At 72.5% G+C, this 26,034-nt stretch carries 22 protein-coding genes; 2 read left to right on the top strand and 20 right to left on the bottom strand.

What is annotated here, in order from left to right; translation table 11 throughout:
* Position 1 precedes the first annotated feature (1 nt).
* The 20 genes from pyrF to ABD998_RS02085 form a co-directional block, all read right to left on the bottom strand.
* On the bottom strand, positions 2-853 hold the full coding sequence (gene pyrF, locus ABD998_RS02180; RefSeq protein ID WP_345435482.1) for an orotidine-5'-phosphate decarboxylase: 852 nt from the start codon (positions 851-853) through the stop codon (positions 2-4).
* Positions 850-4,131, bottom strand: coding sequence for a carbamoyl-phosphate synthase large subunit (gene carB, locus ABD998_RS02175; RefSeq protein WP_345435480.1), 3,282 nt, complete (start codon positions 4,129-4,131; stop codon positions 850-852). Before carB ends, pyrF begins: the two co-directional genes overlap by 4 nt.
* Entirely contained in the window at positions 4,124-5,284 is a 1,161-nt protein-coding gene (carA, locus tag ABD998_RS02170) for a glutamine-hydrolyzing carbamoyl-phosphate synthase small subunit (protein WP_345435478.1), read from the bottom strand. Before carA ends, carB begins: the two co-directional genes overlap by 8 nt.
* Positions 5,281-5,790: a PH-like domain-containing protein gene (locus ABD998_RS02165; RefSeq protein WP_345435476.1), complete on the bottom strand. Its 510-nt coding sequence runs from the start codon at positions 5,788-5,790 to the stop codon at positions 5,281-5,283. Before ABD998_RS02165 ends, carA begins: the two co-directional genes overlap by 4 nt.
* The gene (locus ABD998_RS02160) at positions 5,787-7,091 is read right to left on the bottom strand and encodes a dihydroorotase (RefSeq protein ID WP_345435474.1); all 1,305 of its coding nucleotides are present in this window, start codon (positions 7,089-7,091) and stop codon (positions 5,787-5,789) included. The genes ABD998_RS02165 and ABD998_RS02160 overlap by 4 nt, the downstream gene beginning before the upstream one ends.
* The gene (locus ABD998_RS02155) at positions 7,088-8,047 is read right to left on the bottom strand and encodes an aspartate carbamoyltransferase catalytic subunit (protein ID WP_345435472.1); all 960 of its coding nucleotides are present in this window, start codon (positions 8,045-8,047) and stop codon (positions 7,088-7,090) included. Before ABD998_RS02155 ends, ABD998_RS02160 begins: the two co-directional genes overlap by 4 nt.
* Positions 8,047-8,583 (bottom strand): bifunctional pyr operon transcriptional regulator/uracil phosphoribosyltransferase PyrR, encoded by a 537-nt coding sequence (pyrR, locus tag ABD998_RS02150; RefSeq protein ID WP_345435470.1) that lies wholly within the window; start codon positions 8,581-8,583, stop codon positions 8,047-8,049. The genes ABD998_RS02155 and pyrR overlap by 1 nt, the downstream gene beginning before the upstream one ends.
* Positions 8,584-8,657: 74 nt before the next feature.
* Positions 8,658-11,945: a DEAD/DEAH box helicase gene (locus tag ABD998_RS02145; RefSeq protein WP_345435468.1), complete on the bottom strand. Its 3,288-nt coding sequence runs from the start codon at positions 11,943-11,945 to the stop codon at positions 8,658-8,660.
* 18 nt (positions 11,946-11,963) lie between these two features.
* The gene (nusB, locus tag ABD998_RS02140) at positions 11,964-12,374 is read right to left on the bottom strand and encodes a transcription antitermination factor NusB (RefSeq protein ID WP_345435466.1); all 411 of its coding nucleotides are present in this window, start codon (positions 12,372-12,374) and stop codon (positions 11,964-11,966) included.
* A gap of 9 nt (positions 12,375-12,383) precedes the next feature.
* Positions 12,384-12,947, bottom strand: coding sequence for an elongation factor P (gene efp / locus ABD998_RS02135; RefSeq protein WP_345435464.1), 564 nt, complete (start codon positions 12,945-12,947; stop codon positions 12,384-12,386).
* 74 nt (positions 12,948-13,021) lie between these two features.
* Positions 13,022-14,140 carry a 3-dehydroquinate synthase gene (gene aroB / locus ABD998_RS02130; RefSeq protein ID WP_345435462.1) on the bottom strand — a complete coding sequence of 373 codons (1,119 nt, stop codon included), beginning with the start codon at positions 14,138-14,140 and terminating at the stop codon, positions 13,022-13,024.
* Complete coding sequence (locus tag ABD998_RS02125; protein WP_345435460.1) at positions 14,137-14,697, bottom strand: shikimate kinase; 561 nt, start codon at positions 14,695-14,697, stop codon at positions 14,137-14,139. Before ABD998_RS02125 ends, aroB begins: the two co-directional genes overlap by 4 nt.
* Complete coding sequence (aroC, locus tag ABD998_RS02120; RefSeq protein WP_345435458.1) at positions 14,681-15,898, bottom strand: chorismate synthase; 1,218 nt, start codon at positions 15,896-15,898, stop codon at positions 14,681-14,683. The genes ABD998_RS02125 and aroC overlap by 17 nt, the downstream gene beginning before the upstream one ends.
* A gap of 5 nt (positions 15,899-15,903) precedes the next feature.
* Positions 15,904-16,767, bottom strand: a complete 864-nt coding sequence (locus ABD998_RS02115) for a shikimate dehydrogenase family protein (RefSeq protein ID WP_345435456.1) — start codon at positions 16,765-16,767, stop codon at positions 15,904-15,906.
* Complete coding sequence (gene mltG, locus ABD998_RS02110) at positions 16,760-18,133, bottom strand: endolytic transglycosylase MltG (RefSeq protein WP_345435455.1); 1,374 nt, start codon at positions 18,131-18,133, stop codon at positions 16,760-16,762. Before mltG ends, ABD998_RS02115 begins: the two co-directional genes overlap by 8 nt.
* A 7-nt stretch (positions 18,134-18,140) precedes the next feature.
* Entirely contained in the window at positions 18,141-18,608 is a 468-nt protein-coding gene (gene ruvX / locus ABD998_RS02105; protein ID WP_345435453.1) for a Holliday junction resolvase RuvX, read from the bottom strand.
* Positions 18,605-21,265, bottom strand: a complete 2,661-nt coding sequence (gene alaS, locus ABD998_RS02100) for an alanine--tRNA ligase (protein WP_345435451.1) — start codon at positions 21,263-21,265, stop codon at positions 18,605-18,607. Before alaS ends, ruvX begins: the two co-directional genes overlap by 4 nt.
* Before the next feature lie 90 nt (positions 21,266-21,355).
* Complete coding sequence (locus ABD998_RS02095) at positions 21,356-21,550, bottom strand: hypothetical protein (protein ID WP_345435449.1); 195 nt, start codon at positions 21,548-21,550, stop codon at positions 21,356-21,358.
* 134 nt (positions 21,551-21,684) lie between these two features.
* Positions 21,685-22,314 carry a 30S ribosomal protein S4 gene (gene rpsD, locus ABD998_RS02090; RefSeq protein WP_345435447.1) on the bottom strand — a complete coding sequence of 210 codons (630 nt, stop codon included), beginning with the start codon at positions 22,312-22,314 and terminating at the stop codon, positions 21,685-21,687.
* Between the two features lie 148 nt (positions 22,315-22,462).
* The gene (locus tag ABD998_RS02085; protein WP_345435444.1) at positions 22,463-23,794 is read right to left on the bottom strand and encodes a replication-associated recombination protein A; all 1,332 of its coding nucleotides are present in this window, start codon (positions 23,792-23,794) and stop codon (positions 22,463-22,465) included.
* 124 nt (positions 23,795-23,918) lie between these two features.
* Here ABD998_RS02085 and ABD998_RS02080 point away from each other — a divergent pair, with 124 nt between their 5' ends.
* A complete protein-coding gene (locus tag ABD998_RS02080) occupies positions 23,919-24,242 on the top strand; it encodes a dioxygenase (protein WP_345435442.1) in 324 nt (107 codons plus the stop codon).
* Positions 24,243-24,325: 83 nt separating this feature from the next.
* Positions 24,326-25,987 carry a DUF349 domain-containing protein gene (locus ABD998_RS02075; protein WP_345435438.1) on the top strand — a complete coding sequence of 554 codons (1,662 nt, stop codon included), beginning with the start codon at positions 24,326-24,328 and terminating at the stop codon, positions 25,985-25,987.
* The last annotated feature ends 47 nt before the right edge of the window (positions 25,988-26,034 follow it).

The raw sequence follows: 26,034 nt of genomic DNA, 5'->3' as shown, positions 1-26,034 counted from the left end.
CTCAGGCAACGGGTCCTCCGTTCTCGTCCCCCCGGTAGGCCGCCGCCGCGGCGGCGACGGCGGCGGCGATGCCCTCGGGGCCCGCCGCCAGGATGCTGCGCGACTCCGAGGCGATGACGCACGGCGCCATCCGCCCGAACACGGCGGCGAGGTCGCCCGCCTGCGCGCCCTGGTAGCCGAAGCCCGGCGCGAGGATGGGCGCGGGCGGCGCGAACGGCGCGAGGCCCGCCCCGTCCCAGTCGACGGTCGCTCCGATGACGAAGCCCGTGCTGCCCCACTCTCCGGGGGCGGCGACGCGCGCGTTGCGCGCCGACACCTCGGCGACGACGGCGGCGGCGATCGTCGCGTCCGCGCTGCGGCCGCGCTGGAGAGCGGCCGCCTCGGGGTTGCTCGTGGCGGCGAGGACGAAGACGCCCTTGCCGTGCGCGTCGGCGAGGGAGAACGCGCCGTCGAGAGCCCCGACCCCCAGGTAGGGGCTCGCCGTGAGCGCGTCGGCCTCGAGGGGCGAACCGGGCTCGAGCCAGGCCGCCGCATAGGCGTCCATGGTCGACCCGATGTCCCCGCGCTTGGCGTCCGCGATCACGAGGAGGCCTGCGGCGCGGGCGGCCGCGATGACCTCTTCGAGCGCCGCGAGCCCGCGTGAGCCGAAGCGCTCGAAGAACGACACCTGCGGCTTGACGATCCCGACGCGACCTGCTGCGGCGTCGACGACCCGCAGGCCGAACTCGCGCGCTCCGGCGGCCGAGGCCTCGAGGCCCCAGCTCCCGAGCAGCGGGAGGTGCGGGTCGATGCCCACGCAGAGCGGGCCGCGCTCGTCGAGGACGGCGCGCACCCGCTCTCCGAAGGTCGTCACGACGCGCGTTCCAGGGCGTACTCCTGCAGGCTCTTCACGCGGTAGCCGCCCGCCATGGAGTCCATCGCGCTCACGGCCGCGCCGAGCACGGAGATGGTCGTGAAGAGCGCCTTGTCGGCGCCGACAGCGGCCGCGCGGATCTCGTAGCCGTCGGCACGGGCCGACATGCCGCTCGGCGTGTTCACGATGATGTCGACGCGGCCCGAGTTGATGAGGTCGACGATGTTCTCCTCGCCGCTCTCCTGCGTCGCGCTGTACTTGTTGACCACGCCCACCTCGATGCCGTTGCGGCGCAGGATCTCGGCCGTGCCCTCCGTCGCGAGGATGTCGAAGCCCAGCTGCCGCAGACGATGCGCCGGGAGGATGACGTCGCGCTTGTCGCTGTCCGCGACGGAGATGAAGACGGTCCCGCTGAGCGGGATGCCGCCGTACGCGGCCGCCTGGCTCTTCGCGAAGGCGGTCGGGAAGTCGCGGTCGATGCCCATGACCTCGCCGGTGGAGCGCATCTCGGGACCGAGCACGGAATCGACCACGGCGCCCTCCTTCGTGCGGAAGCGCTTGAAGGGCAGCACGGCCTCCTTGACCGCGACCGGCGCGTCGAGGGCGACGCGCGATCCGTCGGCCTCGGGGAGCAGGCCCTCCGCCTTCAGCTCGGCGATCGTCGACCCCGCCATGACGCGGCTCGCCGCCTTCGCGAGCTGGATGCCGAGCGCCTTCGAGACGAACGGGACCGTGCGGCTCGCACGCGGGTTCGCCTCGATGACGTAGAGGACGCCGGCGCTGATGGCGAACTGGACGTTGAGGAGCCCGCGCACGCCGACGCCCTGGGCGATGGCGAGGGTCGCCTCCCGCACGCGGTCGATCTCGCTGCGGCCGAGCGACATGGGCGGGAGGGTGCAGCTGGAGTCGCCGGAGTGGATGCCGGCCTCCTCGAGGTGCTCCATGATGCCGCCGACGTACAGCTGCTCGCCGTCGTAGAGCGCGTCGACGTCGATCTCCACCGCGTCGTCGAGGAACCGGTCGACGAGGAGCGGCTGGCCGGGTCCGATGATCGCCTGGTCGGCGATGCGCACGAAGTAGTCGCGCAGGCTCGCCGTGTCGTACACGATCTCCATGCCGCGGCCGCCCAGCACGAAGCTGGGGCGCACGAGCACGGGGTAGCCGATCTCCTCCGCGATCGCGACGGCCCCGTCCACATCCGTGGCGGTGCCGTTGCGCGGTGCGACGAGCCCGGCACGGTCGAGGATGCCCGCGAACAGCCCGCGCTCCTCGGCGAGATCGATGGCCGCCGGGCTCGTGCCGAGGATGGTGTAGCCCGCTTCCTCGATGCCCTTCGCGAGCCCGAGCGGCGTCTGGCCGCCGAGCTGGCAGACGACGCCGAAGATCTCGCCCGACTGCGCCTCCGCGTGGAGCACCTCGAGCACGTCCTCGAGCGTGAGCGGCTCGAAGTACAGGCGGTCGGAGGTGTCGTAGTCGGTCGACACGGTCTCGGGGTTGCAGTTGACCATGACGGTCTCGAAGCCCGCGTCGCTCAGGGCGAACGAGGCGTGCACGCACGAGTAGTCGAACTCGACGCCCTGGCCGATGCGGTTGGGGCCCGACCCGATGATGACGACCTTGCGGCGCTCAGACGGCGTCACCTCGGTCTCGGCGTCGTAGCTGGAGTAGTGGTACGGCGTCGCGGCGGGGAACTCGCCCGCGCACGTGTCAACCGTCTTGAAGACGGGCCGGACACCGAGCGCGTGGCGCTGAGCACGCACCTCGGCCTCGGTGAGACCGCGCAGCTGCGCTATCTGCACGTCCGAGAAGCCGTGCTCCTTCGCGAGGCGGATGGCCCGCTCATCGAGCGCGGGAGCGGCCTGGATGGCGTCGGCGACCTCGTTGATGAGCACCATCTGGTCGATGAACCAGGGATCGATCTTCGTGGACTCGAACACCTGCTCGGCCGTCGCGCCCAGGCGCAGCGCCTGCTGCACGTCGACGATGCGGCCGTCGGTGGGCGTCCGGATGCTCTCGAGCAGCTCGTCGACGGAGCGGGTCTCGTCGCCCCAGTGGAAGCTCGAGCCGCGCTTCTCGACGGAGCGGAGGGCCTTCTGCAGGGCCGTCGTGTAGTTGCGGCCGATCGCCATGGCCTCGCCCACCGACTTCATGGTCGTCGTGAGGGTGGGGTCGGCGGCCGGGAACTTCTCGAACGCGAAGCGGGGCACCTTGACGACGACGTAGTCGAGCGTGGGCTCGAACGACGCGGGCGTGACGCGCGTGATGTCGTTGGGCACCTCGTCGAGGCGATAGCCGAGAGCGAGCTTGGCGGCGAGCTTCGCGATGGGGAAGCCCGTCGCCTTCGAGGCGAGCGCCGACGACCGCGAGACGCGCGGGTTCATCTCGATGACGATGATGCGGCCGTCTTCGGGGTTGATGGCGAACTGGATGTTGCAGCCGCCCGTGTCGACGCCCACCGCGCGGATGATGTCGATGCCGATGTCCCGGAGCCGCTGGTACTCGCGATCGGTCAGGGTGAGCGACGGCGCGACCGTGATCGAGTCGCCCGTGTGGACGCCGACCGGGTCGACGTTCTCGATGGAGCAGACCACGACGGTGTTGTCCGCCGTGTCGCGCATGAGCTCGAGCTCGTACTCCTTCCACCCGAGGATCGACTCCTCGAGCAGGACCTCGGTGGTGGTCGACTCGTGGAGGCCCGCGCCCGCGATGCGGCGCAGCTCCTCCTCGTTGTACGCGAAGCCGGACCCGAGGCCGCCCATCGTGAACGAGGGGCGCACGACGAGGGGGTAGCCGAGCTTCTCGGCGCCCGCGAGGACCTCCTCCATGGTGTGCGCGATGTGGCTGCGCGCCACCTCGGCGCCCGCCTCGATGACGAGCTCCTTGAAGATCTGACGGTCCTCGCCCTTGCGGATGGCGTCGGGCTTCGCCCCGATCAGCTCGACGTCGTACTTCTCGAGGATGCCGCGCTCGTGCAGGGCCATGGCCGCGTTGAGCGCCGTCTGCCCGCCCAGCGTCGGGAGGATCGCGTCCGGCTTCTCCGTGGCGATGATCGTCTCGATGACCTCGGGGGTGATCGGCTCGATGTACGTCGCGTCGGCGAAGTCGGGATCGGTCATGATCGTGGCCGGGTTCGAGTTCACGAGGATGACGCGCACGCCCTCCTCGCGGAGCACGCGGCACGCCTGGGTGCCCGAGTAGTCGAACTCGCACGCCTGGCCGATGACGATCGGTCCGGATCCGATGACGAGGACGGAGGTGATGTCGTCGCGCTTAGGCATTCGCGTCCTTCTTGCTGAGGGTGTCGGCGACCAGGTCGCGGAAGCGGTCGAAGAGGTAGTTGGCGTCGTGGGGTCCGCCTGCGGCCTCCGGGTGGTACTGCACCGAGAATGCGGGGATGTCGAGAGCGCGCAGTCCCTCGACGACGTCGTCGTTGAGGCCCACGTGGCTGACCTCGACGCGGCCGAATCCTGCCGGGCTCTCGAACACGCCCTCGATCGGTGCCTCGACGGCGAAGCCGTGGTTGTGCGCCGTGATCTCCACGCGGCCGGTCAGCTTGTCCTTGACCGGCTGGTTGATGCCGCGGTGTCCGAACGGCAGCTTGTACGTGCCGAGGCCGAGCGCGCGGCCCAGCAGCTGGTTGCCGAAGCAGATGCCGAAGAACGGCAGGCCGTCGCGCAGCACGTCCTGCAGCAGCTCGACGTGGGCGCCGCTCGCGGCGGGGTCTCCGGGGCCGTTGGAGTAGAAGACCGCGACGGGGTCGATCGCCTTCACCTCGGCGAAGGTCGCGCTCTGGGGCAGGACGTGCACCTCGAAGCCGCGGCGGGAGAGGTTCTCGACCGTCGCCTGCTTGATGCCGAGGTCGATGACGGCCACGTTCCCGATGCGCTCGCCCTGCGCGGGCGTGACGGCGGCGACGGAGACGGAGACCTCGCCCGAGAGGTTGCGGCCGGACATCTCCGGCGCCTCCACGACGATGCGCAGCTGCTCGTCCGGGTCGATGCCTGCGGCGTCCCCGGAGAAGACGCCGCCGCGCATCGAGCCCTCGGAGCGGATGCGGCGCGTCACGGCGCGCGTGTCGATGCCGCTGATGCCGACGATGCCGTCGCGCTCGAGCGCCGCGTCGAGGGGCTCGTCCGCACGCCAGTTCGACACCACGCGGCTGGGGTCGCGCACGATGTACCCGGCGACCCAGATGCGGCGGGACTCGGGGTCCTCCGCGTTGACGCCGGTGTTGCCGATGTGCGGCGCCGTCTGCAGGACGATCTGTCCGGCGTACGACGGGTCGGTGAGGGTCTCCTGGTAGCCGGTCATGCCGGTCGAGAAGACCACCTCGCCGAGCGTGGTGCCGCGGGCGCCGTACGCGTGGCCCGCGTACCGGGTGCCGTCTTCGAGGACGAGGACCGCGGGGTCGCGGTCGAGGAGAGAGGTCATCGGGTGGCTCCTGTGGGGGTGGATGGTGCGCGCAGGTCCTCGATCGCCGCCACGAGGGCGTCGGGATCGCCTCCCTGCAGGCGCACGTAGGAATCGCAGATCGTGCCGTCGGACGCGTGCCAGGCGATCACGACGAGGCCGTCCTTCTCGACGGCCCGGTCGATCGTCCAGGTCGCGCGCCCCGCGCCGGCGAGCTCGGCGGCGCGGAGGAAGACGGCGGGCTCGCCCGCGAGGGCGAGGGCCACGCCGGCGTCCGTCACGGTGACGGAGGCGCGGGCGCGGAAGGCCAGGGGGCGCAGGGCGAGACGCTCGAGCGGGTGGTCGTGCCGGGTCGTGGCGACGTACAGCACGTCGAACACGGCCGTCTCCCGCCCCTCAGAGGGGCGCATGGGGGCCGTCAGCGCCGCGTCCCTGCGCGTTCGTCGTCGCCATCCCCACGCCATCCCGCCGAGCGCGAGCACGGCGAGGCCGACGGCGACGAGCAGGCCGGGGAGGTAGGCGCTCATGCCCCGATCCCCTCGACCAGCGCGCCGTCCGCGAGGGTCGGCGCGCCCCGGTGGATGGTCCACAGCACGCGACCGGGCAGCTCCCGTCCGAGATAGGGCGAGTTGACGCTCCGGCCGCGCAGATCGTCGTGCGTGAAGGGCGCCGACGGGCGCGGGTCGTACAGCGTCAGCTCCGCGGGCTGCCCGGCCGCGACGGGCGTGCCGTGGCCGGCGAGGCGGCCGATGCGCGCCGGCGCGGCGGAGAGCACGCGCGCGACGTCGGACCATCCCAGCAGTCCCGTCCCGACCATGGCCTCGTGCACGACGCGCAGGGCGCTCTCGAGGCCGACCATCCCGTTGGCGGCCGCCGCCCACTCGCACGTCTTGTTCTCGGAGGGGTGCGGCGCGTGATCGGTCGCGACGATGTCGATCGTGCCGTCGGCCAGGCCCTCCCGCACGGCGAGGACGTCCTCCTCGCGGCGCAGCGGCGGGTTGACCTTGTAGCGGGCGTCGTACCCTCGCACGAGCTCGTCGGTGAGGAGCAGGTGGTGGGGGGTGACCTCGGCGGTGACGTCGATGCCGCGCTTCTTCGCCCACCGGATGATGTCGACCGATCCCGCCGTGGACAGGTGGCAGACGTGCAGGCGCGAGCCGACGTGCTCGGCGAGGAGCACGTCGCGCGCGATGATCGACTCCTCCGCGACCGCCGGCCATCCCGCGAGGCCGAGCTCGGCCGACACGACGCCCTCGTTCATCTGGGCGCCCTCCGTGAGCCGCGGATCCTGCGCGTGCTGCGCGACCACGCCGTCGAAGGCCTTCACGTACTCGAGCGCGCGACGCATGATGAGCGGATCCCACACGCAGAAGCCGTCGTCGCTGAATACGCGCACGCGCGCCCGGGAGTCCGCCATCGCGCCGAGCTCGGCGAGCCGCTCGCCCCTCTGGCCGACGGTGACGGCGCCGATCGGCTGCACCGTGGCATACCCGGCCGCCTCGCCGAGCGCGAGCTCCTGCTCGACGACGCCGGCGACATCCGCGACGGGCGAGGTGTTCGGCATCGCGAACACCGCCGTGAAGCCGCCTGCCGCTGCGGCACGCGTCCCCGTGAGGATGGTCTCGCTCGCCTCGTAGCCCGGCTCCCGCAGGTGCGTGTGCAGGTCGACCAGGCCCGGCAGGGCGATGAGCCCGTCGGCGTCGATCCGCCGGGCGCCCGCGCGGCTGAGGCCGGAGCCGACCTCCGCGATGCGGCCGTCCTCGACGAGGATGTCGGCTGTCGCGCCGCCCTCGATCGCGGCCCCCTGGATGAGGAGCACCTCGCTCATCGCTCCTCCTCGTTCGTCCGCTCCCCCGCGAGCAGCAGGTAGAGCACGGCCATCCGCACCGAGACGCCGGCCCTCACCTGCTCGAGCACGGTGGCCCGGGGGGAGTCGGCGGCGGCTGCGGAGATCTCCAGCCCCCGGTTCATGGGTCCGGGGTGCATGACAATCGTATCGTCGGGAAGCGCCGCGAGGCGCACGGGGTCGAGGCCCCAGCGGCGCGAATACTCCCGCTCCGACGGGAAATAGGCGGCGTTCATGCGCTCGAGCTGGATGCGGAGCATCATGAGCGCGTCGGGAGCGTCGGCGATCGCCGCATCGAGGTCGTAGCGCACCGAGACGGGCCATGCGGAGACGTCCTGCGGCAGCAGCGTGGGCGGCGCCACGAGAGTCACCTCGGCACCGAGCGTGTGGAGGAGCCACACGTTCGACCGGGCGACGCGCGAGTGCAGGATGTCGCCGACGATCGCGACGCGGTAGCCGGCGAGGTCGCGCCCGCGGCTGTCGTCGCCGTGCCGGCGCTTGCGCATCGTGAAGGCGTCGAGCAGCGCCTGCGTGGGGTGCTCGTGCGTGCCGTCTCCCGCGTTGACGACGCCCGCCGAGATCCATCCGCTCGTCGCGAGCGTGCGCGGAGCGCCCGACGCGCCGTGCCGGATGACGACGGCGTCCGCCCCCATGGCCTGCAGCGTCTGGGCGGTGTCCTGCAGGCTCTCGCCCTTCGAGACGCTGGAGCCCTTGGCGGAGAAGTTGATGACGTCGGCGGAGAGGCGCTTCGCCGCGGCCTCGAAGGAGATGCGGGTGCGCGTGGAGTCCTCGAAGAAGAGGTTGACGACGGTCTTGCCCCGCAGCGTCGGGAGCTTCTTGACCTCGCGCTCCTGCGTCCCTGCCATGTCCTCCGCGACGTCGAGGATCCGCAGCACGTCGGCGCGCGACAGCGTGCGGGTGTCGAGCAGGTGGCGCATCACTCCGTCCCCTCGATCGAGACGTGCTCGTCGCCGTCGATCTCGGCGAGGCGCACGTTGACGCGCTCGGAGCGCGCCGACGGCAGGTTCTTGCCGACGAAGTCGGGGCGGATCGGGAGCTCCCTGTGCCCGCGGTCGACGAGGATGGCCAGGCGCACGGCGGCCGGGCGGCCGATGTCGCCGAGCGCGTCGAGCGCGGCGCGGATGCTGCGACCGGAGAAGAGCACGTCGTCGACGAGCACGACGGTGCGCCCGTCGATGCCGCCCGCGGGGATGTCGGTGGGTCGCGGCGTGCGCGTGGGGTGCTGCGCGAGGTCGTCGCGGTACATCGTGACGTCGAGGGCGCCGACCGGAACGGGAGCGCCGCCGAAGCGCTCGACGAGCGCCGCGAGACGGCGGGCCAGGGTGACGCCCCTGGTCGGGATGCCGAGGAGCACGAGGCCGTCGGGCCCCTTGTTCGACTCGAGGATCTCGTGCGCGATGCGCGTCAGCGCACGCGCGATGTCAGCGTCGTGAAGCACGGTTCTCGTGCTCATGCGCCGCTCCCTTCTCCGCCTCACGGGACGGGGTTAAAGGTGCCGGTGCTGCCAGTCTAGCCGAGGCCCGGCGCTCAGTCCTCGAGCAGCCCGCGGATGTCGTCGGCCGTGAGCGCCTGCGAGAACAGCGCGTCGTCGTCCATGACGGCCTTGAACAGGCGGGCCTTGCGCTCCTGCAGCGCCATGACCTTCTCCTCGATGGTGTCGGCGGCGATCATGCGGTACACCATGACGGTCTTCGTCTGCCCGATCCTGTGCGCGCGGTCGACGGCCTGGGCTTCGGCCGCGGGGTTCCACCACGGGTCGAGGAGGTAGACGTAGTCGGCCTCCGTGAGCGTGAGGCCGAACCCGCCCGCCTTGAGGCTGATGAGGAAGACGGGGGCGTCTCCGGTGCGGAAGTCGGCGACGACGCCCGCGCGGTCGCGCGTCGACCCGTCGAGGTGCGCATGCGCGATCCCCTCGCGCGTGAGCCGCTCCGACACGAGGTCGAGATACGACGTGAACTGGCTGAAGACGAGCGTGCGGTGTCCCTCGGCCGTCACCTCGGCGAGCTGCTCGACGAGCGCGTCGAGCTTGCTCGACGCGATGTGCGCGTGCGCGGGGTCGACCAGCTCCGGCGCGAGGCTCAGCAGCCGCAGCAGCGTCAGCGAGCGGAACACGATGAAGCGATTCCGGTCGAGGTCGTGGAGGAGTCCGAGCACCTTCTGGCGCTCGCGCTGCAGCACGGTGTCGTAGACGGCGCGGTGCTCCGGGCTGAGCTCGACATGGAGACGCTGCTCCTGCTTGGGCGGCAGATCGGCCGCGACGAGCTCCTTCGTGCGGCGGAGCATGAGGGGGCGGATGCGCCGGCGCAGGCGCGCGAGGCGGCGCTCGCGATAGTCGGAGCCCTCCTGGTCCTCCGGGACCTTCCCCTTCTCGATGGGGCCGACGTACTCCTCGCGGAACCGCCGGGCAGAGGGGAAGAGGCCGGGCGCGGCGAGGGAGAGGAGCGCCCACAGCTCGGACAGGCCGTTCTCCAACGGCGTCCCGGTGACGGCGAAGGTGACGTCGGCGCGCAGCTCGCGCGCGGCGCGGTGCACATTCGTCTGCGGGTTCTTCGCGAACTGCGCCTCGTCGAGGATGAGCCCCGCCCATTCCACGGACGCGTACTCGTCGTCGTCGAGGCGCAGGAGCGCGTACGAGGTCACGACGACGTCGGCGTCGGCCGCCACGTCGGCGAGCGAGCCGGAGCGCTTCGTGCGCGTCGCATCGATGCGTCGCACGCGCAGCGACGGGGCGAAGCGCGCCGCCTCGTCCGCCCAGGTCGCGGTGACGGACGTCGGCGCGACGACGAGGAAGGGGCGGTCCTCGCCCTGCTCGCGCGTGTGCAGCATGAGCGCGAGCATCTGGACCGTCTTGCCGAGGCCCATGTCGTCGGCGAGGATCCCCCCGAGCCGGTGCCGCCACAGGAAGGCGAGCCAGTCGAGTCCGGTCTGCTGGTAGGGCCGCAGCTCGGCGCGGAGGCCGGCGGGGGCCGGCGTCGGCTCGATGCGGTCGATGTCGCGCAGACCCTCGGCCGTGGTGCGCCAGCTGACGGCGGGGACCGCCTCGTCGGCGAGGTCCTCGAAATCGGCCCACAGCGCCGTCTGGTACCGGCTGATGCGCGGTCCCGACTCCCATTCCGAGAGCGTCGCCGCCTCGTCCACGAGCTCGCGCAGCCGCTGGAGCGCGGGATGGTCGAGCGAGAAGTACCCGCCGTCGGCGAGCAGCATCTTCTTGCGGCGCTGGCTGATCGCCGTGAAGAGCGGAGCGAACGGGATGCTGCGGCCGTCGATCGAGACGACGACGCCGAGGTCGAACCAGTCGGCGTCGGTGCTCTCGACCGTCGAGACGGAGATCTCGGGTGCGCCCTCCAGCTCGCGGTAGCGCCGCCTCTCCCCCGTCGTCTCCACGACGACTCCCGCCGCTTCGAGGGCGGGCAGGACGGCGAACGAGAACTCGGCGGCGTCGACGTCGCGCAGCTCGCCCGACGGCGCATAGGGCAGATCTCCTGCGGCGTCCCATGCGCGCGCCACGGCCTCCGCCTGCGCGGCCTCGGTCGTCTCGTCGCGATCCGGATCGGCCGCGGCCGCACCGGGGGTCCCGTCGAAGCGATGCCGTCCGAGGCCGGGGTAGTCCCATGACAGCACGTACGTCGTGCGGTCACCCGGATGGAACGACACCGCGATGTGCGCACGGGGCTCCGGCGTCTCCGGCAGCTCGATCCCCGCCGAGGCGCGGACGCCCGCGCGGCGGGCGATGACCGGCACGGCCTCCGCGACGAATTCGTCCGCCTCGTGCGCGGGCACGGCGATCTCCCCGCCCGCGGACAGGAGCGCGTGGACGGGCTCTCCCAGCGCGACAGGCGCGAGATCGAGCGTGATGCGGCCGTACTCGAGGCCCACGGCGTACACGCCCGTCCGGGCGACCGGCCGCACCGTGCGGGGGTCGACGGGCGCGCCGGCGATCTCGACCTCCGCGCGCACGCGCAGCCCGCCGTCCTCCCGGCGGTCGATGCCGACGCGGGCCTCGGCGTGCGGGGCGAGGCGCACGTCGAGGAGCTTCTGCGTCGGGACGAGGGGGATGCCGAGCGCGTCGGCGGCGCGCAGATGCGGCCAGAGGAGCGCCGACGAGACGGTGTCGAGCGTGAGCCACTCCGCACCGTCGCCGTAGGCGTCCATCCGGAACACGTCGCGGGCGATGCTGTAGAGCTCGGCGAACCACCTCGTCTGCGACCGCGGGAAGCGGCTGCCGGGCCGACGTACCGCGTCCCACGTGACGTCGCCCTTGATCCAGGCGTCGGAGCGGTCGCTGCGCAGGAGCGGCCGGAGGCCCACGAAGAGCTCCGCCGTGTCGCCCGTGGCGATCTGCCGCGGTGTCGCGGCCGACGCCTTGCGCGGCTGCCACGCGCTCTGCCCGCGGGCGGCGCGCTGCCGGAGCTCGACGCCGAGCGCGAGCGGCGCCGTCCCCGTCGCGAGGGGCGCCTCCGGCACCGCGAGGAGCGCGCGCCACGACGACGCGGCGACCGCCGCATGGCCGTCGGCCTCGGCGTTGCGGTGCTGCGCGTTCGCGGCGAGGAGCGCCGCGACGACGTGCTTACACCGGCTGCCGACGGGGCACGAGCACTGGCTCGCGATGACGCTCGCGCCGCGGGGATCGACGCGGATCCGCTGGCTGTACGCGCGCGCGGCGGACCCCGCCACGCGCGCGTTGAGCGTCACGCCGTCGGTCATCCAGCGGGCGTGCTCGACGGCGCCCTCCTGGAAGTACGCCACGCCGCGCTCGTACGATGCGCCCTCCGCCATCCGTCGGATGGCGTCGGGGTCGACGTACGGCGCGGCCACGCGGAGGGTGCCCCGGCCTCAGTTCGAGCGTGCGATGCGGGCGAGGACGCCGTGGACGAACGCGCCGGAGTCCTCCGTGGAGAGCTCCTTGGCGAGTTCGACGGCCTCGTCGATCGCGACGGCGGTAGGGACGTCGTCGTTGTAGAGGATCTCCCACGTCCCGATGCGGAGGAGCGCACGGTCGACCGCGGGCATCCTGTCGATCTTCCAGTCGCGGCTGTGCGTCGTGATCTGCTCGTCGATCTCGTCCCTGTGGTCGATGACGCCGTCGACGATGTCGCGCGCGTACAGCCACGACGCCTCGCGCGCGGGCTCGGCGGCGGCCCGCCGCGCCTCGGCGCCGAGGGTCGTCTCGATGGCGTCGCCTCGCACGTCGGAGGCGAAGAGGATGTCGAGGGCGCGCTTGCGCGCCTTGGTGCGTGCGCTCACTCGCGGGCTTCAGTCGTTGACGCGGCCGAGGTAGTCGCCCGTGCGGGTGTCGACCTTGACCTTCGTGCCGGTCTCGAGGAAGAGGGGCACCTGGATCTCGTAGCCGGTCTGCACCGTCGCGGGCTTGGTGCCGGCCGACGAGCGGTCGCCCTGGAGGCCCGGCTCGGTGTAGGTGATCTCGAGGACGACCGATGCGGGCATGTCGATGTAGAGCGGAAGGCCGTCGTGCAGCGCGATCGTCACGAGCTGGTTCTCGAGGAGGTAGTTGGCGGCGTCGCCGACGACGGCCTCCGACACGTTGATCTGGTCGTAGTCGGTCGCGTCCATGAACACGAAGGACTCGCCGTCGTTGTAGAGGTACGTGAAGTCGCGTCGGTCGACGTTCTGGATGTCGACCTTCGCGCCCGCGTTGAAGGTGCGGTCGACGGTCTTGCCCGAGACGACGTTCTTCAGCTTGGTGCGCACGAACGCGCCGCCCTTGCCGGGCTTCACGTGCTGGAACTCCACCACGCTCCAGAGCTGTCCGTCGATGGAGAGAACAACGCCGTTCTTGATGTCTGCCGTGGAAGCCATATGCCTGTTCGGTCCGTTCGTGAGGATCGTTCGTATGAAGGTTCGGATGGCCCGCGCAGGGCCGAGAGAATATCCTACCGGCCCCCGCCTGTGGACACGATCCGGCCGGCGCTCTCCTCGGCGATCTCCTGGTACGCGGCGAAGAGGAGCGACTCGTCGGGGGCCTGCGTGACGGTGGGCTTCCCGATGTCGTCGAGGAGGACGAAGCGGAGCATCCCCGCCCTGGCCTTCTTGTCGCGCTGCATGGTGGCGAGGAGCTGCTGCCAGGCGCCGGCCCGGTACGTGGTGGGGAGCCCGAGCGACTCGAGGATGGCGCGGTGGCGGTCGACGGCGGCGTCGGAGAGCCGGCCCGCGAGGCGGGACAGCTCGGCGGCGTACATCATGCCGATCGACACCGCTGCGCCGTGGCGCCAGCGGTAGCGCTCGGCGTGCTCGACGGCGTGCCCGAGGGTGTGGCCGTAGTTGAGGGTCTCGCGCACGCCCGACTCCCGGAAGTCCGCGCCGACGACGTCGGCCTTCATGCGGATGGCGAGCTCGATGCACCGGCGGAACTCGGGGGTCGCGGGGTCGACGGCGCGGGCGGGGTCGGCCTCGACGATGTCGAGGATCTCGGGGTAGCGGATGAACCCTGCCTTGACGACCTCGGCGAACCCGGCCACCGCCTCGTTCCCGGGCAGCGTCGCGAGCAGCTCGAGGTCGCACAGCACCGCGCGCGGCGCCCAGAACGCGCCCACGAGGTTCTTCCCCTCGGCGGTGTTGATGCCGGTCTTGCCCCCGACGGCGGCGTCGACCATGCCGAGCACGGTCGTCGGGACCTGGACGACGTCGACGCCGCGCAGCCACGTCGCCGCGACGAAGCCCGCGAGGTCGGTGACGGCGCCGCCGCCGAGTCCGACGACGGCGTCGGAGCGCGTGAAGTCGGCCTGCCCCATGATCTGCCAGCAGAAGGCGGCCACCTCGACGCGCTTGGCCGACTCCGCGTCCGGCACCTCGGCGAGGAGCACCTCGCGCGCGCCGTCGGACATCAGGGACGAGCGCAGCGCATCGGCGCGCGCGCCGAGCGAGGGCTGGTGGACCACGAGGACCTTCGTCGCGGCGGGCGGCAGCGCATCGGCGAGACGCCCGAGCACGCCGTGCCCGACGACGACGTCGTAGCCCGGCTGCCCCTCCACGCGGATCACGGTGTCGCTCATCGGTCCTCCTCCTGCGCCGCCTCCGGGCGCGCGTCCTCGTCGCCCCGCAGCCAGGCGACGATCCGGTCGACGGTGGCCTGCGTGGGGCCCTTCGACGTGTCGAATGCGCGGTCGGCGACCTCGTCGTAGAGAGCGGCGCGGGCATCGCGGATGCGGACCCACTCGGCGACGGGGTCGTCGCCCGCGTTCAGCAGGGGGCGCTTCTGGCCCCGGATGCGCGCCGCGATCGTCTTCTCGTCGACCGTGAGCAGCACGACGCGGTGGTCGCGCAGCAGCGCGCGCGTCTCCGCCGCGAGCACCGCTCCCCCGCCGAGCGCCACGACGCCGCCGTCGGCGAGGGCCCGGGCGACCGCATCGCGCTCGAGGGCGCGGAAGCGCTCCTCCCCCTCGCGCACGAAGATCTCGGCGATCGGACCGTGCGTGCGCACGATCTCGGAGTCGGTGTCGGTGAACGGCAGGCCGAGCGCGCGTGCCACACGGCGCCCGAGGCTCGACTTGCCGGCGCCCATGGGGCCGACGAAGACGACGGCGCCCGCCGGTTCAGAGGTCGGCGTCATGCGCGAGCGCGTCGGCGGCCGTCCGCTGCGTGTCGGGGATGGCCTCGAGGTAGCCCTCCAGGTTGCGGCGGGTCTCGGCGACCGAGTCGCCGCCGAACTTCTCCAGCACGACCTCGGCGAGCACGATCGCCGTCATCGCCTCGGCGACGACCCCCGCAGCCGGGACGGCGCAGACGTCGGAGCGCTGGTGATGGGCCGAGGCCGTCTCGCCCGTGGCGACGTCGATCGTGCGCAGCGCATGGGGGACGGTGGCGATCGGCTTCATGCCCGCGCGCACGCGCAGCAGCGTGCCCGTGGACATGCCGCCCTCCGTGCCGCCCGCCTTGTCGGTGCCGCGCGCGATGCCGCCGTCCGTGGCGAACAGCTCGTCGTGCGCCTGCGATCCGCGGCGGCGCGTCGTCTCGAAGCCGTCGCCGACCTCGACGCCCTTGATCGCCTGGATGCTCATGAGAGCCTGGGCGAGCTTCGCATCAAGGCGGCGGTCCCACTGCACATGGGATCCCAGTCCCGGCGGCAGCCCGTAGGCGAGCACCTCGACGATGCCGCCGAGCGTGTCGCCGTCCTTCTTCGCGTCGTCGACCTCTGCGACCATCCGCTCGCTCGTCGCGGCGTCGAAGCACCGCAGCGGGTCGGCGTCGAGCAGCGCGACGTCGTCGGGGCCAGGCAGCGGCGCGTCGTCCGGCACGCGGACGGGGCCGATGGACAGCGTGTGGCTGACGAGGCGGATGCCGAGCTCGCCGAGGAAGGCGCGCGCCACGGCGCCCAGGGCGACGCGCGCCGCGGTCTCGCGGGCACTCGCTCGCTCGAGGATGGGACGCGACTCGTCGAAGCCGTACTTCTGCATGCCCACGAGATCGGCGTGCCCCGGCCGCGGGCGCGTCAGCGCCGCGCCGCGCCCGCGCGACTTCTCCGTCAGTTCGACGGGCTCGGGACTCATGACCTCGGTCCACTTCGGCCACTCGGTGTTGCCGATGCGCAGAGCGACGGGGCTCCCCATGGTGAGCCCGTGGCGGACGCCGCCGGAGAGCGACAGCTCGTCCTGCTCGAACTTCATGCGCGACCCACGGCCGTAACCGAGCTTCCGTCGCTGCAGATCGGCCTGGATGGCGGAGGCCGTGACGGGGACGCCGGCCGGGAGTCCCTCCATGATGGCGATGAGTTCGGGGCCGTGCGATTCGCCGGCGGTGAGCACGCGGAGCATGATGTCTAGTCTCCCATGAGCGCGGAGCGCATCGCGGCCACGACCGCCTCCTCGCCGGGGAGGGGCTCGTCGAGGCCTCCCGTCGTGAAGATGCGCACCTGCAGCACCGCCTGGTGCAGCAGCATGCCGAGTCCCGAGTGCGCGGCGCCGGGCCGCCATCGCGTCGCGAGGGCGGAGGGCCACGGCGCGTACGCCACGTCGAAGAGCGCCCCGCCGGCATCCGCCAGACGGTCCGCCGTGTCGTCGGGCAGGGCGGCGCCGCCCGGGAGGGTCGCGATCGTCAGGTCGACGGCGGCGTGGGCGGCGTCGAACGACGACACGCGGACGTCGACGCCCGCCCGCCCGCCGATGGCCACGAGGGGCTCGGCGCGCTCGGGGGTGCGCGCGACGACGTCGACACGGCGGGCGCCGAGCTCCGAGAGCGCGACGAGCGCGGATGCCGCCGTCGCCCCCGCGCCCGCGATGCGGGCGTGCTCCAGCTCGTCGATGCCGAGCTCGCCGAGCGCGCGCACGATGCCGCCGACATCCGTGTTGAAGCCGACGGGCGACGCGCCGTCCCACTCGGCGATGCCGGGGAGATCGCGCGACGGCGCCCCGAAGAACAGCGTGTTGACGGCGCCCGTGAGCTCTGCGCGGCGTCCGTGCCATCCGGCTGCGCGGAACGCGCGCTCCTTGAGCGGCATCGTCACCGCGAGACCGCGTACGCGCCCGAGGGCGCCAGCCAGCGTCTCGTCGAAGACCTCGCCGGGGACGCGGCGGCGCGCGAACTCCCAGTCCAGGCCCAGCAGCCGGTAGGCGGCGCCGTGCAGGTCGGGCGAGCGGCTGTGCGAGATGGGGTCGCCCCACACCTCGAGGAGCGCGTCACTCACAGTAGACCGCGTTCTCCTCGCTCGCTCGGCACCACTCCTGCAGCTGGGCCACGGCCGCCTCGTGTTCGGCGAGGGTGTCGGAGAACACCGTCTCGCCCGTGGCGAGGTTGATCGGCACGAAGTAGAGCCACGAGCCTTCCGCCGGCGAGATGGCGGCCTCGATCGCCGCCTCGCCGGGCAGCCCGATCGGTCCCACCGGCAAGCCCTCGTGCACGTACGTGTTGTAGGGGTTCGATGCGTCGGCGCGCTGCTCGTCCGTCGTCCACACCGTGTGCGTGCTGTCGGCGCCGTAGGCGACGGTGGCGTCGGACTGCAGGAGCATGCCCTGCTCGACGCGGTTGGAGAACACGCGGGCGATCCGCGCCATGTCGTCCTCGCCTCCGGACTCCCGCTGCACGAGCGCGGCCATCGTGAGGATCTCGAAGCGGTCCCCCTCCGCGACGCCGAGCGCATCGAGGCGCTCGAACATCTCGTCGACGAGGGTGCGGATCACGTCGTCAGCTGTCGCCTCCGGCTCGAACGTGTAGGTGGCGGGGAAGAGGTACCCCTCGATGCTCGGAGCCTCCGCCGGGACCCCGAAGCGGGAGTAGTCCGCCGCCGCGGCCTGCAGCTCCTCGAGCGGGATGTCGGTGACCTCCGCAATGCTCACGAGCGCGTCGGCGGCGAAGCTCCCCTCCGTGATGAGGACGGTGTTCTCGAGCCGGTTGGCGTCGTCGCCCAGCGCCGCCAGCGCCGCCTCGGACGTCATGCGCTGCTGCAGCTGGAACACCCCGGGGAAGAACGTCCCGTCGTCGCCCGTCTCGATGAGGTAGCGGTAGAACGAATCCGGCTCCAGCGTGACGCCGGCGTCGTAGAGGCTCTGCGAGATCGTCTCCCCGGTGTCGCCGTCGGAGATCGTGACGAGGGCCTCGCCCGTCGCCTCGCCCTCCTCGTAGTCGTGCGGCCCGTCCCATCCGAGGAAGGCGGAGATGCGCTCGCCGTACGTGCTCCACACGTAGGCGCCGCCCGCGACGACCCCGCCCACGAGGGCGAGCACGATGACGAGGGAGATGAGGCAGCCGAGCTTCGATCCACGGCGCTTCGCCGGCCGCGCGTCGACATGATCGGGCGCGAAGAGGTCGTCGAGTCCGGGGGCGGCCCGCGTCCCGCGGGGAGCGGAGGCGGCGGCATCCCGCTGCGCGGCGCCGTGCGCGTCGTGCGCGGCGGCATCGTGCCCTGCGGCGTCGAGCCCGGTGGCCTCGTGCGCCGCGGCATCGTGGACGTCGCGCGCCGCAGCGCTCGGGAGCGTCCGGCGGGCCTGCTCGGCCAGCTCGCGCTCGCGCAGCTCGCGACGCGTCAGGCCTCGGGGATCGGGGGTCTCGGGCATGCGGGGGCTACTCCAAACCGGTGCCGAGGGGGATCCCGGGTGCGATCCCCGTCTGCTTCTCCGTGTCGACCGCGTGCTGCAGCAGCACCACGGCGGCGACCTGGTCGACAATGCTACGCGACCCCTTCTGGCGCCGCCCCGACTGCCGGAGCGCGGCGTGCGCGGTCACGGTGCTGAGGCGCTCGTCCACGAGCCGCACGGGCGCGGGCTGCGCGTCCGCGAGCTCGGCCGCGAACATCCGCGCGTCCGTCGTCGACGGCGTGTCCTCGCCGCGCATGTTGACGGGCAGGCCGACGACGATCTCGATCGGGTCGTGCTCGGCCGCGAGGGCCGCGAGCCGCGCGATCGACGCGTCGTCGCGCGGCACCGTCTCCACGGGGACGGCGAGCATGCCGTCGGCATCGCAGCGCGCGACGCCGACGCGGGCCCTGCCCACGTCGACGCCGAGCCTGACTCCGCGCCGGAAGCCCGTCACGCAGCGCTCACGACGGCGCGCACGGCCTCGAGCGCGGCAGGGATGGCCGTGACGTCGGCGCCGCCGCCCTGCGCCATGTCGTCGCGTCCGCCGCCGCCTCCTCCAAGCGCCGCGGCGGCCGCCTTCGCGAGCGCGCCCGCCTTGACGCCTGCGCCGCGCGCCGCCTCGTTCGTGGCGGCGATGACGACGGGGCGCCCGCCGATCTCGGCGGCGAGGGCCACGACGGCGGCCTCGCTGCCGAGGCGCTCGCGCACCGACGCGACGAGGGAGCGGACGTCGTCCTGCGATCCGACGACACCCACGGCCTGCACCACCAGGCGCACGGCGCCCGCCCGCTCGGCCGTCTCGGCGAGGGAGGGCACGCGCTCCGCGAGCGCCTTGGCCTCGAACTGGGCGATGCGCTTCTCCGCCGCCTTGAGGCCGGCCGCGAGCTCGGACACGCGCGCTGCCAGCTGGTCCTTGGGGGTCTTGAGCGCCGCCGTCAGCTCGCTCACGAGCGCGCGCTCGGCCGTCAGCTCCCGGAAGGCGTCGAGGCCGACGAGCGCCTCCACACGGCGGTTCGAGGCACCCACCGACGACTCCCCCGTGATCGAGATGAGCCCGATCTCCGCCGAGGTCGCGACGTGCGTGCCGCCGCAGAGCTCGCGCGACCACGGACCGCCGATGTCGACCATCCGCACCGTCTCGCCGTACTTCTCGCCGAAGAGCGCCATCGCGCCGGCCGCCTTCGCGTCGTCGAGCGACAGCACGCGCGTGGACACCTCGAGGTTGTCGCGCACCGCGTTGTTGGCGATCTCCTCGATCTCGCTGCGCGTGGCGGCGCTCAGCGCCTGGCTCCAGGTGAAGTCGAAGCGCAGGTAGCCGGCCCGGTTGAGCGAGCCCGCCTGCGTCGCGCCAGAGCCGAGCGTGTCGCGCAGGGCGGCGTGGACGAGGTGCGTGGCGGAGTGCGCCTGCGTGGCGGACCGGCGGTTCGCGGCGTCGACGATCGTCGTCGCGGGCTGGTCGACCGCCACCTCGCCGCGCACGACCTCGACGGTGTGGCTGATGAGCCCCGGCACGGGGCGCTGCACGTCGAGCACCTCGAGCTCGTAGCCGGGGCCGACGATGGTGCCCTTGTCGGCCACCTGGCCGCCCGACTCGGCGTACAGTGACGTCTCCGCGAGGATCACCTCGGCGATCTGCCCCTCGGAGGCGCGGCCGGCGGAGATCCCGTCGACGAGCACGCCGAGGACGCGCGACGGCGTCTCGAGATCGGTGTAGCCCGTGAAGACCGTCTCCCCGAGCGCGCGGAAGTCGCGGTAGACGCCGACATCGGCGATCGCGCGCTTGCGGGAGCGGGCGTCGGCCTTGGCGCGGAGACGCTGCTCCTGCATGAGCGTGTCGAACGCGTCGCGGTCGACGCCGATGCCCGCCTCCTCGGCGATCTCGAGCGTGAGGTCGATGGGGAACCCGTACGTGTCGTGGAGGAGGAACGCCTCGGAGCCCTGGAGCGTGGTCCCGCCCTCGGTCCGCGTCCTCTCCACGGCCGTGTCGAGGATCGTCGACCCCGCCGTGAGCGTGCGCAGGAAGGTCTCCTCCTCCGCGAACGCGTACGACGAGATGCGCTGCCAGTCGCGCTCCACCTCCGGGTAGCCCGCCTTCATGGCATCGCGGGAGGCCTCGAAGAGGGCGGGGAACGTCGCCTCGTCGACGCCGAGCAGGCGCATCGAGCGGACGGTGCGACGCATGAGACGGCGCAGGATGTACCCGCGCCCCTCGTTCGACGGCGTGACGCCGTCGGAGAGGAGCATGAGAGACGAGCGCACGTGGTCGGCGATCACGCGGAAGCGCACGTCGTCCTCGTGCACGGCGCCGTAGCGGCGGCCCGACAGCTCGACCGCGCGGTCGAGCACCGGGCGCACCTGGTCGGTCTCGTACATGTTCTCGACGCCCTGCTTGATGAAGGCGACGCGCTCGAGGCCCATGCCGGTGTCGATGTTCTTCTTCGGCAGCTCTCCGACGATGTCGAACTCGGTCTTCGACCGCACGTTCGTGATCGCGTTCTGCATGAACACGAGGTTCCAGATCTCGAGGAAGCGGCTGTCGTCGACGGCGGGGCCACCGTCGGGGCCGTACGCCGGGCCGCGGTCGAAGTAGATCTCGGAGCAGGGGCCGGCGGGCCCGGGCTGACCGGTCGTCCAGAAGTTGTCGGCCCTGCCCATCCGCTGGATGCGCGAGGCGGGGAGACCGGCGACCTTCTGCCACAGGCCGGCGGCCTCGTCGTCGTCCTCGTACACGGTCACCCACAGGTCGCGCTCCGCGAACCCGAGGCCGCCGTCGGACTCGCTCGACGTGAGCAGCTCCCATGCGTAGGCGATGGCGCCTTCCTTGAAGTAGTCGCCGAACGACCAGTTCCCGAGCATCTGGAAGAACGTGCCGTGACGCGCGGTCTTCCCGACCTCCTCGATGTCGTTCGTGCGGATGCACTTCTGCACGTCGGCCGCGCGCGGGAAGGGCGCCGGGACCACCCCGGTGAGGTACGGGATGAACGGCACCATCCCGGCGATCGTGAACATGATCGAGGGGTCGTCGCTCACGAGCGACGCCGAGGGGACGATGGTGTGGTCGTTCTTCTCGAAGTAGTCGAGGTAGCGCTGCGCGATCTCCGCGGTCTTCATGAGGTGGGGGTTCGTCCTTGCTGGTGCGTGCGGGAGCTGCCGCCATCCGGCGGCGTCCCCGCGTACGAAGGGGTCTCGGGGCCTGTCGGCTCAGGCGGCCTCGGTGTCGGAGGGGCCGCGGCGGGCGTCCTCCTCGTGGTACGCGTCGGTCATGCGGTCGGCGAACTCCTCGATGCGCGCGTCGATCGACGCGAGCAGCTCGTGGCCGCGCGGATCCTTGTTCAGGAAGTGCGCGGCGACGAATCCGCCCACGATGCCGAGCAGGAACCACAGCAGCTTCTTCATGTCCATCCGTCCTCGCGCCGAACGCCCGGGGCCGCGCGGAGGCACGGCGTCCGTCCATCCTAGTCGCCGCACCGCGGGGGGTACGCGAGAGGGCGCCGGGGCCGAAGCCCCGACGCCCTCCGGACACGGCTGGATCAGCGCGCGGCGTAGTACTCGACGACGAGCTGCACGTCGCAGGTGACGGGCACCTCGACGCGCTTCGGGCGACGCACGAGCTTCGCCTGGAGCTTGTCGAGCTCGACCTCGAGGTAGCCGGGAACGGGCGGCAGGACCTCGGCGTGACCGCCGGCGGCTGCGACCTGGAAGGGCTCGAGGCCCTCGCTCTTGGCCTTGATCTCGATGGTCTGACCCGGCTTCACGCGGAACGACGGGCGGTCGACGATCTTGCCGTCGACGAGGATGTGGCGGTGCACCACGAACTGGCGGGCCTGCGCCGTCGTGCGGGCGAAGCCCGAACGCAGCACGAGCGCGTCGAGACGCATCTCGAGCAGCTCGACGAGGTTCTCACCGGTGAGGCCGTCCTGACGACGGGCCTCGTTGAACGCGATGCGCAGCTGCTTCTCGCGGATGCCGTACTGCTCGCGCAGACGCTGCTTCTCACGCAGACGGACGGCGTAGTCGCTGTCGGCCTTGCGCTTGGTGCGGCCGTGCTGGCCGGGGCCGTAGGGGCGCTTCTCGAGGTAGCGCGCGGCCTTCGGGGTGAGCGCGACGCCGAGCGCGCGCGAGAGGCGGACCTTGCGACGGTCCTGCGACTTGGTGACCATGGTTTCCTTTCGACGTGGCCGCGACGATCGCGGACACACGGACGTACATCGACCTTCTCCCGCTGGAGGGGCGTACGCCGAACTGCCCGGGGGAACTGCGAAGGGGGATGTGCTCGGATTTCGAGCCGGTCCATCCTATCAGTTCCGGTCAGCCCTCGAGGATGCGTCGGATGCGCTCGAGGCGCGCGGCCACCTCGCGCTCGCCGCCGTGCGTCGTGGGCGTGTAGTAGCGGCGTCCCGTGAGCTCGTCGGGGAGGTACTGCTGCGGGACGACGCCGACGTCGCTGTCGTGCGGGTAGAGGTAGCCCTTGCCGTGCCCGAGGCGCTTGGCGCCCGCGTAGTGCGCGTCGCGCAGATGCTTCGGGACGGGGCCCATGCGTCCGGCCTTCACGTCCGCGATGGCCGCGTCGATCGCGGCGTAGGCGGCGTTCGACTTGGGGGCCGTCGCGAGGTACAGGGTCGCCTCGGCGAGCGGGATGCGCCCCTCCGGCATCCCGATGAAGGCGACGGCGTCGGCCGCCGCCACCGCGATCTGGAGGGCGCGCGGGTCGGCGAGGCCGATGTCCTCCGCGGCGTGGACGACGAGGCGCCGGGCGATGAAACGCGCGTCCTCCCCCGCCTCGATCATGCGCGCAAGATAGTGCACGGCGGCGTCGGGATCGGAGCCGCGGATCGACTTGATGAAGGCGCTGATGACGTCGTAGTGCTCGTCGCCCTGCCGGTCGTAGCGGAGGAGGGCGCGGTCGACGGCCTGCGCGACGTGCTCGGCGGTCACGACGGGAGCGTCGTCGCCGTCGCCCGTCTCCGACGCCGCCACGCCCGCACTCGCCTCGAGCGCCGTGAGCGCCCGGCGCGCATCGCCCGACGCGAGCTGGATGAGCGCGGCGCGCGCCTCGGGAGAAAGCGCGACGGCGTCGCCGAGTCCGCGGACGTCGGACACCGCCCGGTCGACGAGAGCGCCCAGGTCGCCGTCGGTGAGCGGCTGCAGGGTGAGGAGGAGGGAGCGCGACAGCAGCGGCGAGATGATCGAGAACGACGGGTTCTCCGTCGTGGCGGCGATGAGGATGACCCACCCGTTCTCGACACCGGGGAGCAGGGCGTCCTGCTGCGCCTTCGTGAAACGGTGGATCTCGTCGAGGAAGAGGATGGTCGAGGTGCCGTAGAGATCGCGCTGGTCGAGCGCCTCCTTCATCACCTCGCGGACGTCCTTCACTCCCGCCGTGATGGCCGAGAGCTCGACGAAGCGCCGCCCCGAGGAGCGCGCGATCGCCTGCGCGAGCGTCGTCTTCCCCGTCCCGGGCGGGCCCCACAGGATGACCGACACCGTGCCGGGCTTCGCACCGTTCGGGTCCGCGAGCGCCACGATGGGAGACCCGGGGCGGAGCAGGTGGCCCTGGCCCGCGACCTCGTCGAGAGAGGTCGGCCGCATCCGCACGGCGAGCGGCGTCTGCCCCTGGAAGAGGGCGGAAGGCGAGGTCATCCCTCCAGGCTAACGGCGGCGGCCGACACCCGACCGCGCACGGGCGCAGCGCGGCGGATTGGGCGTCCGGCGCATCGCGGCGTAGTCTCGGGGGCGGCTCAGACCCTGGAGCGAAGGAGAGTCCGTGGCCACCGGCAAGAACCGCGCCGAGCGCGAGGCGCGCGAGCGCGCACGCGTCTACGAGGCCCGCACCCGGCTGCACGAAGCCCGGATCGCCCGCCGCCGACGCGACAACGTCGTCGGAGTGTCGATCGCCGTGGCCGTGATCGCGCTCGCGATCGCGGGTCAGGCGCTCTTCTACTCTGTCGGGCCCGGCGTGCCGGAGCCCACGGTCACCCCCACGCCCACGGAGTCGTCGGCGCCTGCGCCGCTGCTGCCGTCGGAGGACCCGGCGGAGACTCCGGTCCCCACGGAGTCGCCGGTCCCGACGGAGACGCCGGAGGGCTGACGCGGCGACCCGGCGCGTGCGAGCCGTACTAGGCTGGGCGCGTCCTGTCCCCCTCCCGCGGTCGCCCGCGCAAGGAGATTCCCGTGTCGATTCCCGAGCACACCCCCGAGACCGACTCCGCCGCATCCGCCGATGCCGTGACGGAGAAGACCATCGCCGACAGCGCCGTCGTCGAGGACGGCCAGGTGGCCGCGCCGCAGACCGCGAACTCCGCCGCGGAGGCGGTCGCGCCGGACGCCGATGAGGCGACTCCGGCCGGGGAGACGACCCCCGCCGAGGACACCGCTCCCGCCGAGGAGACGACCCCGGCCGAGGACAGCGCCCCCGCCGAGGACAGCGCCCCGGCCTCGGAGACGACCCCGGCCGAGGAGGCCGCTCCCGCCGAGGAGGCGACCCCCGCCGAGGAGACGAGTCGGACCGAGGAGGCCGCTCCGGCTGAGCAGTCCGCTCCCGCCGAGGAGACGACCCCCGCCGAGGACACCGCTCCGGCCGCTCCCGTCGAGCCCGGCGCCGTCGTCATCGAGCACGAGTGGGCACAGGTCACCGAGAACGGCGTCGTGTCGGTGCGCGAGGGCGAGACGTGGCGCGTGGTGGGCGACTACCCCGACGGCACGCCGCAGGAGGCGCTGGAGTACTTCGCCCGCAAGTTCGCCGACCTCGAGTTCAAGGTCGCCACGCTCGAGCAGCGCCGCACGCGCGGCGGCGCATCCGCCAGCGACCTCCGCGGTCAGGCCGGGCGCCTCCAGAAGGATGTCGCGGGCGCCGCCGCCGTCGGCGACCTGGCGGCGCTCGAGCAGCGCCTCACGGCGCTCGTGGAGGCGCTCGCCGAGGCCACCGCCGAGGAGGCCGCGGCCGCACGCGCCGCTGTCGACGCCGCCATCGTCGAGCGGACCGCGATCGTCGAGAAGGCCGAGGCTCTCGCAGCCCGCGACCCCCAGCAGGTGCAGTGGAAGCAGGCCACGGCCGAGCTGTCCGAGCTCTTCGCGGCATGGCAGACGCATCAGCAGACCGGCCCCCGCCTCCCGAAGGCGCAGGCGCAGGCGCTCTGGAAGCGCTTCCGCGACGCCCGCTCGACGGTCGAGCGCCACCGTCGTGCGTTCTTCGCCGAGCTCGACGAGGTCCACAAGGCCGCGCGCGACGTGAAGAACCGCCTCATCGAGCGCGCGGAGGCCCTCGCCCCGAAGGGCGAGGACGGGATCCCCTCCTACCGCGCCCTCCTCGACGAGTGGAAGCGAGCCGGACGCGCCGGGCGCAAGGCCGACGACGCGCTGTGGGCCCGATTCAAGGCCGCCGGCGATGCCCTCTACCAGGCGCGCACGGAGCGCGACGCGGCCGAGCAGGCCGAGTCGGCGCCGCGCATCGAGGCGCGCAAGGCGCTCCTCGAGGAGGCCGCCGTCGTTCCGGACACGAAGGACCTCACGGAGGCGCGCCGACTGCTCACGGGCATCCAGCGTCGCTGGGACGAGGTCGGCCGCATCTTCCCGCGCGACGTGGAGCGCGGTCTCGACGACCAGCTGCGCCGCATCGAGCAGGAGCTCAAGCAGCGCGAGGACGCCGACTGGAAGCGCAACAACCCCGAGACGAAGGCGCGCGCCAACGACCTCGGCGGCCAGCTTCGCGACGCCATCGAGAAGCTGCAGGACGAGCTCGCCGCGGCAGAGGCGAAGGGCGACAAGCGCGCCATCGCCGACGCCAAGGAGGCGCTGGACGCCCGTCAGGCCTGGCTGCGCGCCATCGGCGGCTGACCGTCTGCGGACGGCACGAGGCGGGGCCCCAGGGCGCCCCGCCTCGT

The sequence above is a fragment of the Microbacterium gilvum genome (assembly GCF_039543865.1).
GTDB classification, from domain to species: domain Bacteria; phylum Actinomycetota; class Actinomycetes; order Actinomycetales; family Microbacteriaceae; genus Microbacterium; species Microbacterium gilvum.
This window is presented reverse-complemented; position numbering and strand designations above follow the sequence as displayed.

Excerpts from the sequence above, each read along its gene's own strand:
- carB (WP_345435480.1), bottom strand. The coding sequence starts at position 4,131 with ATGCCTAAGCGCGACGACATCACCTCCGTCCTCGTCATCGGATCCGGA.
- carA (WP_345435478.1), bottom strand. The coding sequence starts at position 5,284 with ATGACCTCTCTCCTCGACCGCGACCCCGCGGTCCTCGTCCTCGAAGAC.
- ABD998_RS02165 (WP_345435476.1), bottom strand. The coding sequence starts at position 5,790 with ATGAGCGCCTACCTCCCCGGCCTGCTCGTCGCCGTCGGCCTCGCCGTG.
- ABD998_RS02160 (WP_345435474.1), bottom strand. The coding sequence starts at position 7,091 with ATGAGCGAGGTGCTCCTCATCCAGGGGGCCGCGATCGAGGGCGGCGCG.
- ABD998_RS02155 (WP_345435472.1), bottom strand. The coding sequence starts at position 8,047 with ATGCGCCACCTGCTCGACACCCGCACGCTGTCGCGCGCCGACGTGCTG.
- pyrR (WP_345435470.1), bottom strand. The coding sequence starts at position 8,583 with ATGAGCACGAGAACCGTGCTTCACGACGCTGACATCGCGCGTGCGCTG.
- efp (WP_345435464.1), bottom strand. The coding sequence starts at position 12,947 with ATGGCTTCCACGGCAGACATCAAGAACGGCGTTGTTCTCTCCATCGAC.
- aroB (WP_345435462.1), bottom strand. The coding sequence starts at position 14,140 with ATGAGCGACACCGTGATCCGCGTGGAGGGGCAGCCGGGCTACGACGTC.
- ABD998_RS02125 (WP_345435460.1), bottom strand. The coding sequence starts at position 14,697 with ATGACGCCGACCTCTGAACCGGCGGGCGCCGTCGTCTTCGTCGGCCCC.
- aroC (WP_345435458.1), bottom strand. The coding sequence starts at position 15,898 with ATGCTCCGCGTGCTCACCGCCGGCGAATCGCACGGCCCCGAACTCATC.
- mltG (WP_345435455.1), bottom strand. The coding sequence starts at position 18,133 with ATGCCCGAGACCCCCGATCCCCGAGGCCTGACGCGTCGCGAGCTGCGC.
- alaS (WP_345435451.1), bottom strand. The coding sequence starts at position 21,265 with ATGAAGACCGCGGAGATCGCGCAGCGCTACCTCGACTACTTCGAGAAG.
- ABD998_RS02095 (WP_345435449.1), bottom strand. The coding sequence starts at position 21,550 with ATGAAGAAGCTGCTGTGGTTCCTGCTCGGCATCGTGGGCGGATTCGTC.
- rpsD (WP_345435447.1), bottom strand. The coding sequence starts at position 22,314 with ATGGTCACCAAGTCGCAGGACCGTCGCAAGGTCCGCCTCTCGCGCGCG.
- ABD998_RS02085 (WP_345435444.1), bottom strand. The coding sequence starts at position 23,794 with ATGACCTCGCCTTCCGCCCTCTTCCAGGGGCAGACGCCGCTCGCCGTG.